This is a genomic window from Microbispora amethystogenes (assembly GCF_016863015.1).
In the GTDB taxonomy this organism is placed as follows: domain Bacteria; phylum Actinomycetota; class Actinomycetes; order Streptosporangiales; family Streptosporangiaceae; genus Microbispora; species Microbispora amethystogenes.
This window is the reverse complement of record NZ_BOOB01000009.1, coordinates 119542-133959: the sequence shown is the minus strand read 5'-3', so window position 1 is coordinate 133959 and position 14418 is coordinate 119542. Positions and strand designations below refer to the sequence as shown.

At 71.0% G+C, this 14418-nt stretch carries 12 protein-coding genes; 6 read left to right on the top strand and 6 right to left on the bottom strand.

Annotation, left to right across the window (positions count from 1 at the left end; genetic code table 11):
* Together Mam01_RS06440 and Mam01_RS37230 are read left to right on the top strand one after the other, a co-directional pair.
* Positions 1-2337, top strand: a complete 2337-nt coding sequence (locus tag Mam01_RS06440) for a penicillin acylase family protein (RefSeq protein WP_204284486.1) — start codon at positions 1-3, stop codon at positions 2335-2337.
* A 110-nt stretch (positions 2338-2447) separates the two neighbouring features.
* Positions 2448-2774, top strand: a complete 327-nt coding sequence (locus tag Mam01_RS37230) for a helix-turn-helix domain-containing protein (protein WP_204284485.1) — start codon at positions 2448-2450, stop codon at positions 2772-2774.
* Here the strand turns inward: Mam01_RS37230 and lat are convergent.
* Complete coding sequence (gene lat / locus Mam01_RS06430) at positions 2694-3968, bottom strand: L-lysine 6-transaminase (protein WP_204284484.1); 1275 nt, start codon at positions 3966-3968, stop codon at positions 2694-2696. The two genes, Mam01_RS37230 and lat, sit on opposite strands and share 81 nt — an antisense overlap.
* Positions 3969-4178: 210 nt before the next feature.
* On the opposite strand from lat, the gene Mam01_RS06425 reads away from it, so the two are divergent.
* Together Mam01_RS06425 and Mam01_RS06420 are read left to right on the top strand one after the other, a co-directional pair.
* Positions 4179-5534 carry a transaminase gene (locus Mam01_RS06425; RefSeq protein WP_204284483.1) on the top strand — a complete coding sequence of 452 codons (1356 nt, stop codon included), beginning with the start codon at positions 4179-4181 and terminating at the stop codon, positions 5532-5534.
* Positions 5531-5977, top strand: coding sequence for an Lrp/AsnC family transcriptional regulator (locus Mam01_RS06420; RefSeq protein WP_150935307.1), 447 nt, complete (start codon positions 5531-5533; stop codon positions 5975-5977). Before Mam01_RS06425 ends, Mam01_RS06420 begins: the two co-directional genes overlap by 4 nt.
* 25 nt (positions 5978-6002) lie before the next feature.
* On the opposite strand, the gene Mam01_RS06415 is transcribed toward Mam01_RS06420, so the two are convergent.
* Entirely contained in the window at positions 6003-7637 is a 1635-nt protein-coding gene (locus Mam01_RS06415) for a penicillin-binding transpeptidase domain-containing protein (protein ID WP_204284482.1), read from the bottom strand.
* A gap of 32 nt (positions 7638-7669) precedes the next feature.
* Between Mam01_RS06415 and Mam01_RS06410 the strand changes: the two genes are divergently transcribed.
* Positions 7670-8512 carry a spermidine synthase gene (locus Mam01_RS06410; RefSeq protein ID WP_239101082.1) on the top strand — a complete coding sequence of 281 codons (843 nt, stop codon included), beginning with the start codon at positions 7670-7672 and terminating at the stop codon, positions 8510-8512.
* Positions 8513-8566: 54 nt separating this feature from the next.
* Here the strand turns inward: Mam01_RS06410 and Mam01_RS06405 are convergent, their stop codons facing one another.
* From Mam01_RS06405 to Mam01_RS06390, 4 genes are all read right to left on the bottom strand, one after another.
* The gene (locus Mam01_RS06405; RefSeq protein WP_204284481.1) at positions 8567-10936 is read right to left on the bottom strand and encodes an HNH endonuclease signature motif containing protein; all 2370 of its coding nucleotides are present in this window, start codon (positions 10934-10936) and stop codon (positions 8567-8569) included.
* A 637-nt stretch (positions 10937-11573) separates the two neighbouring features.
* Positions 11574-12323, bottom strand: a complete 750-nt coding sequence (locus tag Mam01_RS06400) for a DUF6069 family protein (protein ID WP_204284480.1) — start codon at positions 12321-12323, stop codon at positions 11574-11576.
* Between the two features lie 5 nt (positions 12324-12328).
* The gene (locus Mam01_RS06395) at positions 12329-13327 is read right to left on the bottom strand and encodes an RNA polymerase subunit sigma-70 (RefSeq protein ID WP_204284479.1); all 999 of its coding nucleotides are present in this window, start codon (positions 13325-13327) and stop codon (positions 12329-12331) included.
* A 107-nt stretch (positions 13328-13434) separates the two neighbouring features.
* Complete coding sequence (locus Mam01_RS06390) at positions 13435-13707, bottom strand: 4a-hydroxytetrahydrobiopterin dehydratase (RefSeq protein ID WP_204284478.1); 273 nt, start codon at positions 13705-13707, stop codon at positions 13435-13437.
* Positions 13708-13754: 47 nt separating this feature from the next.
* On the opposite strand from Mam01_RS06390, the gene Mam01_RS06385 reads away from it, so the two are divergent.
* The gene (locus tag Mam01_RS06385; protein ID WP_239101080.1) at positions 13755-14396 is read left to right on the top strand and encodes a class II aldolase/adducin family protein; all 642 of its coding nucleotides are present in this window, start codon (positions 13755-13757) and stop codon (positions 14394-14396) included.
* Positions 14397-14418 lie beyond the last annotated feature (22 nt).

Genomic DNA, 14418 nt, shown 5'->3' with positions numbered 1-14418 from the left:
ATGAAGCTCAGGCCACTGATGATCACGCTGGCCTTACTCACCCCGGCCGTGTCTCCCGTGCCCGCCGCGGCGGCCGGCGGGAGTTACTCGGCCACGATCCGGCGCACCGAATACGGCATCCCGCACGTCACCGCCAAGGACTACGACGGCCTCGGATTCGGGTACGGCTACGCCTTCGCCCAGGACAACCTGTGCACGCTCGCCTCCTGGGTGGTGACGCTGCGCGGCGAACGCTCCCGCTACTTCGGCCCGAAGGCCGAGTCCGATGATCCGGTCCGCCCGGTCTCCAACCTCGCCAGCGACGTCTACCACAAGAGCGTCGCCGGCTCCGGCGTCGTACGGCGGCTGCTGGCCCGGCCCGCGCCGGTCGGCCCGAGCGACGAGCTGCGCCGCCTGGTCGACGGTTACGTGGCCGGATACAACCGCTACCTCGAGGACACCGGCGTGGCGAACCTGCCCGACCCGACCTGCCGGGGCAGGGCGTGGGTCGGCCCGATCACCGCCACCGACATGTGGAACAACCTGCTCGACCTCGACCGCATGACGTCGAGCTCCTCGTTCAAGGACGCCATCACCGGGATCGCCGGATCCGAGGACGACAGACCTCGGCCCAAGCCGGCCGCGGGCAGCAACGCCTGGGCGCTCGGCGGGCAGGCCACACGCGGGGGCGGCGGGATGGTTCTGGCCGACCCGCACTTCCCCTGGCGAGGGATCCGCCGCTTCTACCAGGTCCAGCTCACCATCCCGGGCGTGCTCGACGTCTCCGGAGGCAGCCTGTACGGCACCCCGGTCGTCCAGATCGGCCACAACGCCAAGGTCGCCTGGACCCACACCGTCTCCCACGCCCAGCACTTCACCGTCTACCGGCTGAAGCGCGCGGACGGCCACAGCTACACCGTGGACGGCCGGGCGGAGCCGATGGGCCGGCAGGAGGTGGAGGTCACCCTGCCGGACGGCACCGTCTCCGGCCACACGCTCCTCACCTCCCGCTACGGCCCGGTGCTCGCCGTCGGTCAGACGGACGAGGCCGCGTACGCGCTGGCCGACGCGAACGCCGCCAACCTGCGGGCGGCGGACGAGTGGCTGGCGATGGCCAGGGCGGGCAGCCTCGACGAGCTGCGCGCGGCCCAGCGGACCTACCAGGGGATGCCGTTCGTCCACACCCTCGCCACCGACGTGAGCGGGACCGCCTACTTCGCCGACACCTCGCTCGTCCCCCACGTCAGCGACGCCCAGGCGAAGCGCTGCGCAGCGTCCTCTCCCGGGCCCTCGCCCGTTCCGGGGCTGGACGCGTACGTCCTGGACGGCTCGACGTCCGCGTGCCTGTGGGGCAGGGACGGCGACGCCGTCGTGCCGGGCGTCTTCGGGCCGGGCAACCAGCCGAGGCTGGCCCGCGCCGACTATGTGGCCAACTCCAACAACACCTACTGGATGACGAACCCGGCGAAGCCGCTCACCGGCTATCCCAAGGCGTACGGCGAGACGGGCACCGACCTGGAGCCGCGCCCCCGGGTCGGCCTCGACATGATCGCCCAGCGGCTGTCCGGCGCCGACGGACTCGGCGCGCCCGGCTTCACTCTGGAGACGCTGCAGGCCACGGTGCGCGGCAAGCGCAACCTCACCTTCGAGCTCATGCGCGACGACCTGCTGAAGCTGTGCCGCACCCACCGCTCTTCCCCGGGCAGCTCTTCCCCGGGCCGCTCTTCCCCGGGCCCCGGGGCGGACGTACGCGACGCCTGCCGGACGCTGGGGAAGTGGGACGGGCGGGCCACCCTCGACGGTGCAGGCGCCGTCCTGTGGCGCGAGTTCTTCGCCCGGCTGGGCCGTCCTGCCAAGCCGGGAGAACCGGTCTTCAGCCCGTGGCGGGTGCCGTTCGACCCCGAGCGCCCGCTGACCACCCCGAGCGGGCTGAAGATCGACGACCCGGGCGTACGGCAGGCCCTCGCCGACGCCGCGCTCTTCTTCCGGTCCAACCGGATCCCGCTGACGCTCACCCCCGGGCAGGCGCAGAGCTACTCCTCGATCCCGATTCCCGGCTGCACGGAAGGGGAGGGCTGCTTCGACCGGGTGCGCACGGGCGGGCCGCTGAGCACGGACGGACGCTATCCGGAGGTGAACACCGGCTCCAGCTTCATGATGGCCGTCGAGCTCACCAAGGACGGCCCCCGCACGCGGACCGTCCTCACCTACTCCCTGTCCGCCAACCCCGCGTCGCCGCATCACACCGACCAGACGGCGCTGTTCTCGCGCGGCGGGTGGGTGACCGAGCGCTTCACCCCGGCCGAGATCGCCGCCGATCCGCATCTCGGAACCGTCACGGTTCACGGGAGGCATTGACCCGGGCAAGTCAGTGCATTTTTCCCAAAAGGTGAACGTAGCGGGTTATGCTGCCTGACAACCGCCGCGCGGGGGCCCCGGCGATCTCTGACGTCTTCGACGGAGGCCGGATGAGAGGCGACGACCACACCGCCCTTGGGTTGAGTAAGCGGGAAAGCGAGGTCATGGAGCTGATCGCCACAGGTCACTCCAATGGCGAGATCGCCCAGCGGCTGTTCCTGAGCGAGAAGACCGTGAAGAACCACGTGAACCGCATCTACGCCAAGCTGGGCGTGGAGTCGCGGGTCAGGGCCATCTGCCGCTGGCGCGGCGAGGCGGACCCGTCCGGAGACACCGGCTGCTCAAAACCCGCGTGCTCAGACGCCGGTGAGGCAGGCGCGGAGACCGGCGAGACCGTGCTCAAGCTCGTCGGGCTGGACGGACAGGGCAGGGCGTAGCCGCACCGACCGATCGCCGCAGCGCAGGACCAGGATCGCCCGCTCCTCCCGCAGCCGGGTGACCAGCCCGCCGGGGTCGGGGACGTCGAAGGCGCACATGAGCCCGCGGCCCCGCGCGTTGGCGACCAGTCCGTCGGACTCCAGGCCCCGCAGGGCGCCCAGCAGCTTCTCGCCCAGGATCGCCGCCCTCGGGATCAGCCCGTCCCGCTCGATGATCTCCAGCATCCGGCGGGACCGCACCATGTCGACCAGTCCGCCGCCCCAGGTGGAGTTGATCCTGCCGCTCACCCGGAACACGTTGTCCGGCACCAGGTCCACCCTGCGGCCCGCCATGATGCCGCCGACCTGGACCTTCTTCGCGAAAGCCACGATGTCAGGGGCCAGCCCGAGCTGCTGGTACGCCCAGGGCGTGCCGGTGAGACCCACCCCGGTCTGCACCTCGTCCAGCACGAACAGCGCCTCGTACTCGTGGCACAGGTCCTGCATCGCCCGCAGGAACTCCGGGCGCATGTGGTTGTCGCCCCCTTCGCCCTGGATCGGCTCGGCGACGAAGCAGGCGATGTCGTGGCGGAACCTCTCGAACGCCTCCCTCGCCTGCGCCAGCGCCCGTTCCTCGGCGCGTTCGACGTCCCCGAGATGGATCGCCGGGACGTCGACACGCGGCCAGTAGAACCGGGGGAACCGGTCGGTCTTGACGGCGTCGGTGTTGGTGAGCGAGAGCGCGTAGCCGCCGCGGCCGTGGAAGGCCCGGGTCAGGTGGAGGACCCGGGTGCCGAGGCCCGGATGGCGGCCGTTGGCTTCATTCCAGCGGCTCTTCCAGTCGAAGGCGCACTTGAGCGCGTTCTCCACGGCCGCGGAGCCGCCCTCGACGAAGAACAGGTGCGGCAGTTCCGGGTCGCCGAGCACCCGCCGGAACGTCTCGACGAACTCGGCGAGGTGCACGGTGTAGATGTCGGAGTTGGCGGGCTTGTTGGCCGCCACCCGGCCGAGCAGTGCGACGAACTCGGGCTCGCCGGCGAAGGGGTTGAGCCCGAGCGGCGACGAGGCGAAGAACGTATAGAAGTCCAGGTACCTCCGCCCGTCACGGGCGTCGACCAGCCAGGAGCCCGCGCTCCGGTCCAGGTCGAGCACCAGCCGGAAACCGTCGACGAGCAGGTGCCGTGCGAGGGCGTCGTGCACAGCGCTGGGGTCCATGTCGCCTCCGCGTCAGGCCGGGAGACGAGATGATTCCCTCACAGGTGGTCATCTATGTGAATGGTTTCCGCCTTAATACCATCCAGGAAGGATATTGTCCGACCACAGACGCACCTACCCCAGCGCTGACGAAACGGACGTGGTTGTGTACGTTTGCTTCAGATTCGGTGGCTGAAACCGAGCTCGGCAAGCTTTTCTGAGGCAGGGAACATGATCGACCGTACTCGCCTGGCCCGGCTGCTCGACCGCGAGCGCGGCCTCTTCCGGGAGCGGAACCCGCGCTCGGCCGCCGCGTACGAGCAGGCGAGGGGGCATCTCTTCGGCGGCGTGCCGATGACGTGGATGAACAAGACGGCCGCGGGCTTCCCGTTGTACCTGGCCGAGGCCCACGGCGCCCGCGTCACCGACCTCGACGGCCACGAGTACGTCGATCTCTGCCTCGGTGACACGGGCGCGATGGCCGGGCATTCCCCGCAGGCCACCGTCGAGGCGGTCGCCGACCGGTTCGGCCGCCGGGGCGGCGCCACGGTGATGATGCCGACCGAGGACGCCGCCTGGGTCGGCGCCGAGCTCGGCCGCCGGTTCGGCCTGCCGTACTGGAGCTTCTCGCTGACCGCCACCGACGCCAACCGGTGGGCGATCCGGCTGGCCCGGGCGATCACCGGCAGGCCGAAGATCCTGGTGAACAGCTACTGCTACCACGGCAGCGTGGACGAGGTGCTGATCGTGGTCGGCCCGGATGGCCGGCAGGAGTCCCGGGAGGGCAACGTCGGCGCGCCGGTCGACCCCGCTGTCACCTCCCGCGTCGTGGAGTTCAACGACCTGCCCGCGCTGGAGCGCGAGCTGGCGTACGGCGACGTCGCGGCGGTCCTGATGGAGCCCGCCCTGACCAACATCGGGATCGTGCTGCCCGAGCCGGGCTACCTGGAGGGCGTGCGCGAGCTGACCCGGCGGTACGGCAGCCTGCTGATCAACGACGAGACCCACACCTTCTCGGCCGGGCCCGGCGGCTGCACGAAGGCCTGGAACCTGCGTCCCGACATCGTGACGATCGGCAAGGCCGTCGGCGGCGGCATCCCGAGCGGCGGGTACGGCCTGTCGGCCGAGGTCGCCGCCCGGATCGAGGCCATGGACGGGCTCGACCTGGTCGACATGGGCGGGGTCGGCGGCACGCTGGCGGGCAACCCCCTGTCCGTCGCCGCCATGCGGGCCACCCTGGAGCACGTGCTGACCGACGACGCGTTCTCCGCCATGACCGAGCTGGCGACCCGTTTCGCCAAAGGGGTTCAGGAGATCATCGACGCGCACGGCCTGCCGTGGTCGGTCACGCAGTTGGGCGCGCGCGCCGAGTATCGCTTCACCAGCCCGGCCCCGCGCGACGGCGGTGAGTCGAACGCCGCCGGCGATCCCGAGCTGGACGACTACCTGCACGTCCACCTCGCCAACCGGGGAGTGCTGCTCACGCCGTTCCACAACATGGCGCTGATGTCCCCGGCCACCACCGAGGCCGACGTGGACCGGCACCACGAGGTGTTCGCGGCGGCGGTCGCCGAGCTGGTCGCATGATCCCCGACGAGATCGACCGGGTCCTGCTGCGCGAGCTGCAGCGGGACGGCCGGGCCTCCTACACCGCGCTCGCCGAGGCGACCGGCCTGTCCGCCCCCGCCGTACGGCAGCGGGTGCAGCGGCTGCGCGACGAGGGCGTCGTGCAGATCGTCGGGGTCACCGACCCGATGGCGCTGGGCCTTCCGGTCATGGCGCTGATCGGCGTACGCGTCGACAGCGACGTGCACGAGGTCGCCGACCGGATCAGCGAGCTGCCCGGCGTGATCTACGTGGTGCTCACGGCGGGCTCGTTCGACCTGTTCGCCGAGGTGGTGTGCCGGGAGCCCGCCGAGCTCCTCGCGGTGCTCAACGACCACGTCAAACGCGTTCCCGGCGTGACCAGGGCCGAGGCGTTCACCTACTTCGGGATCCACACCCACCGGTTCGCCTGGCCCGGCGTCTGAGGGGCCTGCGAGGGCCCTACTTGGTCTACAGGGCCTGCAGGAAGCGGGCGGCGATGGGCACGGCGGCGCTGCGCCCGGTGCCGCCGTGCTCGACGAACACGGCGAAGGCGAGGTCGCCCTGATAGCCGATGAACCAGGCGTGGTCCTGGCCGCCCTGCCAGTCCTCCGCCGTGCCGGTCTTGCCGGCCACCCCCTCCGGCAGGTGCGCCTCGGCGGCGGTCCCGTCGACGGTGACCGCGCTCATCAGGTCGCGCAGCCCTTCCGCCACGTTCGACGGCAGGGGCACGCTCTGCGGCAGCTCGCCCTGGGACGCCTCCTCCGCCAGCGGGCGGGCAGGCCGCCATTCACCGCTCTTCACCGCCGCCGCGACCAGCGCCATGCACAGCGGGGTCGCCTCGACCGTGCCCTGGCCGAAGGAGTCCTCGGCGAGCGCGTCGGGGTTCTCCGGCCGTTTCAGGCTGCCGCACGTGTAGCCGCCGCCCTGTCCACTCCCCTGGCCGCCGCCGTTCTCCCCCTCCACGCCGAAGCCGAACGCCCTCGCCTGCTCGACCAGCCTGTCGGCGTTCAGTCGCTCGATCGTCAGCCGGGCGAAGGTGGTGTTGCACGACAGGGCGAAGGCGTGGCGCAGTGTGACCGCCCCGTGGTCCTCGTCGTGGTAGTTCGGGATCGCCCGGTGGAAGGGGATCTGGTAGACCGACGGGCACTCCACCGTGGTGTCGGGGACCAGCCCTCCGCCGAGCAGGGCGGCGGCCGTGACCGTCTTGAACGTCGAACCGGGGGCGTACTTGCGCTCGAACGCGCCACGTCCGCCCAGCCGGTCGGCGACCGCGAGGATCTCCCCGGTGGTCGGCCGTACGGCGACGATGGCGGCCCGCTGCGGCACCCCGTCGAGCGCCCGCGCCGCCGCGGCCTGAACCGACCACTCGATGGTCGTCCGTACGCCGGTCGATTCCCCCTTGGGCGTGTAGGCGAGGACGGCCTTCGACGGCGACCCGGGGTTCTCGACCCGCAGCTCCCACCCCACCTCGACACCGTTCGTCGGCACCACTGCATGGCCGGTGAGCCCGTCGAGATACGCGTCGGCGTCCGAGTCCTGGGGGAACTCCTCCCCTTCCCGGGTCACCGGCCGCAGCGGCCCGGTCATCGGCGTGGTCCTGACGAGACGGCCGCCGGCCTCGATCTCGGGGAACATGACGGCCGGCGTCCACAGCACCTTCCAGGTCGCGTCCCGTACGGCCAGGCGCAGGACCGAGTCGAAGCGCCAGGGCCCCTTGTCCGGCTCGTCCCGTTCCTGCGTGAAGGGCACCTCGGCCGTCTCGTCCCCGTCGCGTTTGACGGCCCCGGGCGTGATCCGCATCGAGTTCGACAGGGCGGCGTCCTCGAACTCGCGATGCTGGTCGGCGAAGTCGGCCGGCGGCTCGTCGACGAGATCGCGCATCGCCTCGTAGTCGCCCTTGGCCCAGGCGGCGAAGTAGGCGGCGGCCGTCTCGTCCGGCGAGCCGTCGGGACGCAGTGCGAGCGTCCGCGGGATGGTGGGGGACGCGGCCGGCGTGGCGACCATCACCGGCTCCTGCCTGCCCGAGACCACGAGTCCGACCACGCCGAAGACGAATATGGCCGCGGCGACCGTGACGAGGGCGAGCAGGGCCCTGTTCCGCATACGGTTCTCATATCACGCGAAAGGAGTCAAAGGTGGCAAGGAGCAAAGAACCGTTGCCAGGCCGCTATCAAGTGACCTTCGGCGAGGTGGAGCTCCTGCGTGACCTCGACCGGCCCGACGGATGGATGCTGATCAGGGACGGCGTGCCCCAGTCGTACGTGGACCTGACTGATCCCACCTATCTGGACTTCTCCTACGTGCAGCTCATCGCCGCCGTGATCGACTGCCTGCCGGAGGGCCCGCTCGACGCCGTGCACGTCGGCGGCGGGGCCTGCACGATCCCGCGCTACGTCTCCGCCCGCCGGCCCGGGTCCCGGCACATCGTCGTCGAACCGGACGCCGGGCTGGTCCAGCTCGTACGCGACCAGCTGAGTCTCAAGTCCGTGCCCCGGCTGAAGGTCCGGGTGGCGGACGGCCGCGCGGCGACCGCCGCCCTGCCGGACGCCTCGGCCGACCTGTTCGTGCTCGACGCGTTCACGGGCGCGACCATGCCGGTCGAACTCGCGACCACGGAATACATGACGGAGATCGCCCGCGTGCTGCGGCCCTCCGGAACCGCCCTGATCAACGTGGCGGACGGCAAGGGCCTGCCCTTCGTCAAACGGGTCGTCTCCACGGTTGCCCGCGTGTTCCCGCACACCGCCCTGATCGCCGAGCCCGGCATTCTGCGCGGCCGCAGGTTCGGCAACGTCATCCTGACGGCGGCCCCCGGGCAGTTGCCCGTTGAGGCACTGACCCGCCGGGCCGCGGGCGGCCTCACCCAGGCCCGATGCGTCGCGGGTGAGGACCTGACCCGGCTGGTCGCCGGAGCCGCCCCCATCAACGACGGCGACGCCGTCCTCGCTCCCGTGCCCCCGGCCGACCTGTTCGGCTGACCTGTTCGGCTGACCTGTTCGGCTGACCAACCAGAGGCATCAAGGCGCCCGCCCTCATAGGCGTCTCCGGTTGGTGCGGGGATTGCGGTAGGCGAAGGCCCAACGGTCGTCGCCGATGTTGCGGCGGGTGTAGCGAGTGGGGTGGCGGTAGCGGTCGCGGTTGTGGAACTGGCACGCCGGCCCGAGCAGCTTCAAGTCGGTAAGCCCGCCGCTGCACCAGTCGTCGGCGTGGTCGATCTGGCACATCGTGGCGGGCAGGGGGCAGCCGTCGACCCAGCAGGTGGCATACCGGGCGAAGACCGCCCGCCGCTGGGCCGGGGTGGCCAGGCGAACCTTGCGGCCCATGTCCAGCACCTGCCCAGCGGCATCCATGACGATCCTCACCAAAGTGCTGGTGCGAGCCAGCCGGTGCACGCTGGAGACGGGCAGCAGATGCCCGGTCGCCAGGATCAGCCCCGGCAACCCCCGCAACCACACCCCCGGCGGACCATTCACCCCCAACCCCGACCGAGCGTCGGCTCCTGGCCAGGCGTCGCCGCCGTGATCCGCACCCGGCGGAGCGTTGTGCTCCAGTGGAGGATCAGGGGCATGCGCCTGCTGCGGGGGTGCCTGCTGCGACCGCCGCACTCGGTTTCTGTGGTGTCCCTGCTCGGTCCCCTCTTCTTGAGCGCCGGGGTCGTCGTCGGGGTCATTGGCGTGGCCCTGCTGGATGTCATCGCCGTCGCGCAGGTCGCCGCGCTCGTCGTTTTCGGTTGGGTCGAAGTGCGGCCAGGCGACAGGACCGTCGGTGGGCGAGCTACCGGCGGCTGGGCGGCCGGTGGCGGGCTCCTGTCCGTCACCGCCCGCACCTGCGGCCGCGGAGGTCGCGGCAGGGAAGGCGGCAGGGGAGGTGTCATCTCCTGCGGAGTGCGCAACGGCCGAGCACCCATCATCGTCGGCAGAGCTATCAGTGCCCGCCGGGGGCACTGTGGCTGTGTGTTCGGGGCTGACGGTCAATGGCCGAGTGCCAGGCTCCGCACCCGCTGCCTCTTCGCCGGCGCACTCCTCAACGGTGGGCTCGCCCTCGTCCGAGGGAAAGCCGCTCGGGGGGCCGGTATCTGTGGGATGGTCCCCCGAGAAATCCGTGCCTGACGCGGCCGTGCCGGCGAGGTTGTCTGCGGGATGCCCGGCTGCAGGGTCCTCGGTTGCGCAGTCCTCGGCTGGAGGGTCGTCGGGGAGGGATTCGGCGTTGACCAGTACCAGAAGCTCGGTGGCGATCTTGTTCTCCAGGAGCGCGATCAGCGCGTCGGCGTTCCGCACACTCAGCGTCCGGTCATCACCCTCCGCCTTGGGCTTGGCGTAGACGTCGAACAGGTGCTGCAACCGCGCGGCGGCCTCCACCGGCAGGTAGAACTCCCCCTCCACACCGCCGCTCCTGCGCCGACGGACCCGGAAGAACCGGCGGTCGAAGTCCGCCTGCTCATCCTTCTCATGCCCGTCGGGGTCCAGCACCGCCCGCAGATACCGCCCCGCCTTGGCCACCTCCGCCGCACCCGCCGACCCCGCCAACTCCAGCAAGATTCGCTCGGCGGTGGTGGCCTGGTCGTCGGTCAGCCCGGAGGTCGCGGTGCAGATCGCCTCCACAATGCCCTCGGGCAAGGTGCCTTCGGCGAAGCGCTCGCGCACCTGCGAGAGGCGGTGCAGTTCCAGGCTCATCGTCACCAACCGGGCGGCTCCCGCAGGCGTCATCCCCCCGGCGCTACGCAGCCACAACTTGGTGGACGCATGCCCATGGCTCTTCGCCTCCCCGGCCCGGTGCACCCGGCCGACCCGGGCGGCCAACGCTGAAGTGATCCGGTCGCGCGCCGACAGCAACTCCTCGGCCTCGGTCAGACACACCTCCACCGCCTCGGGCACCGGCACCAGCGCCACCGCCCGCGCCGCCTCGACAACCGCCGCCACCGCCACCCACGACGACGACCCAGCGCCGAAAGCACCACCACAAGCACCGCCGGAAGCACCGCCGAAGGCGCCATTAGACGCACCACCGGGCGCGCCATCGGACGCACCACCAGGCGCGCCACCGGGAGTATCAGCGGAAGCGCTGCCGGACGCGTCGCCGAAAATGCCAGTGGGATCACCGCTGCCAGCACCCCCGGCGCCATCAGGAGAAGCATCACCCGTGATCTCATCGTGGGTGGATTCGGCATCGGACGCCGTGCCACCACGGGTTGTGAATGAACGGGCAGGTCCGGGCGATTCCGCCGTGTTATCGAGCCGGCCCGTGTGCTTTGCCGTCCCAGGGTCGACAATCGGCACATATTCGCGAGCGAGCGAGTCTTCGGGTGACCACAGGGGCGAGCCGGCGGTGAGCTGATCCCACCAATCGTCGCCGATATCATTAGAACGCTGGAGGTGGCCAGGATCAGAATCAAACAGATCCATCACACCTCCCCGAGAGAATCGAAACTATGTATGAATTCTCTCATGCTGCCGCTCCCTGAACATCCCTGAGCAGCAAGTTGTTGGGGTCACAGGCGCGCAGAAATTCTGCCCACCCGGGAGGAGGTCGCGATGCTTTTTCACCGGCCGATATCGCGCGAGCGAACTGGATAATTCGGCGTATGTCACCCCACGGATAGGAATTGTCGTCAACTTCCGAGCCAGCCCCACAGGTATGTGCCGATTCCTTCCCATCTCCCACGCCGCACCCAGCGCTCCCTGCCCCGCGGCTACGGGGGTGGCAGCCTTGCGCGGGCTCGGGCTCGGGCGCGGGCGCGGGCTCGGGCGCGGGCGCGGGCTCGGGCGTCAGGGCTCGGGCGCGAGCGCGTCCTGGCGCGGCTTGAGCCTGACGCCGACCCCAGGGGCCAGATCCGGCTCAAACCGCCGCGCAGGAGCCGGCTCCACGGGGGAAGCCACGGTGCCGTGTGCTTTTTCGCCCACGCGACTCGGCTTCGGCGTGGCGGGTGGCGGCGCAGGGCCGCAGGGACGACCACGATGGTGCGCTCGCACAGGGCCGCAGGGACCACGGTGGTGCGCTCGCGCACGCCCTTGCGCCGCGCGTTGGCCTGTCGCGGGATCGTTAATCCGTCCGGGCGCGGAGACTCCGCGCCAGGGTGGGGATCATCACCGTCGCAGGGACGAGGTGTAGCCCGAGGAGGGAGATGGTGGCGGCTGTGTTCGCCCCGGAGAGGAGGGGCGGGACCAACGAAATCGCGGTCAGCGACACCGCCGTCCACACGAATCGCTCGGCGGGGCGAGCGCTCCAACGGAGAAGGGCGACCGCGATGACGATGCCCACGGCCGAGAAGAAACCGGTCACCACGGCGAACCCGGGCAACGGGATCGTCTCGCCACCATTGGGGATCGCGAAGTCGACGCCGACGGCCTGGGCGAGCGCAGCGGCGAGGGTGGTGGCCGCCATCGCTGCGAGCGTGGCGATGAGGCCGGTGCCGGCGAGCCCGCGGAATCGGTGGGTGTGGCCGGCCCGGCCCGCTGCCGGGCCTACGACGACATCGGTGTCGTTCACGCTGTTCATGTCGTTCCTCTGTTGTCCGGTAGCCGGCGTACGGGGTGTGTTGACGGGCGGGTGACGGTCCTGGCCTCCGAGGGTGACGACGCGGACCCTCGCCGTACGACGGCCGGGGTTGCGCAGGGCGCGGACGCCGGTGCCCCGGAGCCAGAACCCGGCGTCGCGTCCGAGGACCGGCCCGGGCTCGCCGTCGCGCAGCTCCAGTTGCACCCGCCCGCGGGTGACGACGCCGAACGCGTCGCGCCACTCGGCCGCGACCACCGCGACACGCGCGCCGCCGCGCAGCGCGAGCGTCCGCACCGGGACTACTCGGTGCCGTACGCCGGCAGGCGCTCCGGCAGCCCGAGCCCGGGGAACCGGTCGTCGTGGAAGGTGACGATCTCGGTGATCGCCCCGCCGGTGACGCGCAGGACGTCGATCGCCAGCGGCAGGTACGCGCCCTCTCGCTTCCGCCAGAGGTAGAACGCGACGGCGGGCTGCCGGTTCACGGAGGTGAGGACGGCGCGCATGGGCTCCATGTCCTCGAAGCCGCCCGCGACCCAGCCGTTCACCACCGTGTCGCGGCCGACGTACAGGCCCGGCGTGGGCGGCATCGAGAAGCGGACGTCGTCCCGCAGCAGTGCGGCGAGCCGGTCGACGTCCGTGGCCACGCTGGCGTCGGTGTAGCGGCGCACCAGCTCGCGCGTCCCGGCGTCCTCGTCGCCGCCGGTCCAGTCCTGCCGCTCGGCGGGCAGGTGCTCCCGCATGCCGGCGCGGGCCCGCTGCAGCGCGCTGTTCACCGAATTGACGGAGTCGCCGAGCAGCTCCGCGACGTCCTTCGCCGGCCAGCCGAGCACGTCCCGCAGGATCAGCACGGCCCGCGGGCGCGGCGCGAGGTGCTGTACGGCGACCAGGTAGGCCAGCTCGATCGTCTCCCGCGCGACGGCGACGGTCTCCGGCTCGTCGGCGTCGCCCGCGGGCAGCTCGTCGAGCAGCCGGTCCGGGTAGGGCTGCAGCCACAGCACCTCGCCGCCGGTCGCGGGCTCCGGGCGGCACTTGGCGAGCAGGTCCAGGCAGGCGTTGGTGGCGATCCGGTACAGCCAGGCCCGGAACGTCGACCGCCCCTCGAAGGTCTCCCGCCGCCGCCAGGCGCGGAGGAACGTCTCCTGCACCGTGTCCTCGGCGTCCTCGAACGACCCGAGCATCCGGTAGCAGTGCACGTGCAGCTCCCGCCGGTGCCGCTCCGCCAGCCCCGAGAACGCCGACTCGTCGACCTCGCCCAGACCGCTCACGCCCAGTTCCTCCAGCCGCGTGTCCGCACTCATCACTCGCGTCCTTCCGCCTCGTCGTGTCCCTTCGTAGGTGTGACGGGTGCGGGCGCGACAACTCATCACCGTGACGACTCATCACCAGGCCGGCCGGCCTGGCTGGTTCAGGTCTGAGGGGATCCCGCCTCGTGGTCGGCGACTATGGCGTCGATGCGGGCGGCGAGTTTGTAGTCGAGGTCGGTGAGACCGCCCGCGTCGTGGGTGGTCAGCGCCAGATGCAGGGTGCGCCACCGGATGTCTATGTCGGGATGATGGTTCAGCGCCTCGGCCTGCTCCGCGATGTCGTTGACGATCGCGATGGCCGTACGGAAGTCGCGGGCGGCGACGGTCCTGCGGATCGTGTCACCCTCGCGGCGCCACTCGGAAGCCTCGTACATAGGTTCAGGACATCACGAAAACCGGCCGATTGTGTAGATTCGCCGACGTGGATGAGCAGGTGAATGAGCAGATGGACGAGTTGCGGCGTGAGCTGTGCGAGTACGGCCGCAGGGCGGCGGATCTCGGCCTGGTCATCGGGACCTCGGGCAACCTGAGCGCCCGTAAGGGTGACCTCGTCGTCGTCACTCCGTCGGGGGTCGCGCTCGACCGGCTCCGGCCCGAGGACTGCCCGGTCCTCGACCTCACCGGCCGGGTCGTCGACGGCGGGACCAGGCCCTCCTCCGAGACGCCGACGCATCTCGCGTTGTACGAGGCGACCTCCGCGCGGGCCGTGGTCCACACACACTCGGTCTTCGCGACCGTCGTCGCCTCCACCATGACCGAACTGCCGCCGATCCACTACAACGCGCTGCTGCTCGGCGGCACGGTCCGGGTCGCCCCGTACGCGACGTACGGCACGCCGGAACTGGCGCGGGGCGTCCTCGCCGCGATCGAGGGCAGGCAGGCCGCCCTGATGGCCAGTCACGGCGCGGTGACGATCGGGAACGGCCTGGAGCAGGCGTTCGAGGCGACCCGCCTGCTCGAATGGCTGTGCGAGGTCTACGTCCGCGCCCTGGGGGTGGGCCGGCCCGCGGTTCTCACCGAGGACCAGCTCACCGCCGTGATCGAACGCGCGCTCGCCGGCTGACGCCCGCGCCCAGAACCTAAGC

Coding starts and splice junctions, on each gene's coding strand:
- Mam01_RS37230 (WP_204284485.1), top strand. CDS start 2,448: ATGAGAGGCGACGACCACACCGCCCTTGGGTTGAGTAAGCGGGAAAGC.
- Mam01_RS06405 (WP_204284481.1), bottom strand. CDS start 10,936: ATGGATCTGTTTGATTCTGATCCTGGCCACCTCCAGCGTTCTAATGAT.
- Mam01_RS06415 (WP_204284482.1), bottom strand. CDS start 7,637: ATGCGGAACAGGGCCCTGCTCGCCCTCGTCACGGTCGCCGCGGCCATA.
- Mam01_RS06395 (WP_204284479.1), bottom strand. CDS start 13,327: ATGAGTGCGGACACGCGGCTGGAGGAACTGGGCGTGAGCGGTCTGGGC.
- Mam01_RS06420 (WP_150935307.1), top strand. CDS start 5,531: ATGATCCCCGACGAGATCGACCGGGTCCTGCTGCGCGAGCTGCAGCGG.
- lat (WP_204284484.1), bottom strand. CDS start 3,968: ATGGACCCCAGCGCTGTGCACGACGCCCTCGCACGGCACCTGCTCGTC.
- Mam01_RS06425 (WP_204284483.1), top strand. CDS start 4,179: ATGATCGACCGTACTCGCCTGGCCCGGCTGCTCGACCGCGAGCGCGGC.
- Mam01_RS06440 (WP_204284486.1), top strand. CDS start 1: ATGAAGCTCAGGCCACTGATGATCACGCTGGCCTTACTCACCCCGGCC.
- Mam01_RS06390 (WP_204284478.1), bottom strand. CDS start 13,707: ATGTACGAGGCTTCCGAGTGGCGCCGCGAGGGTGACACGATCCGCAGG.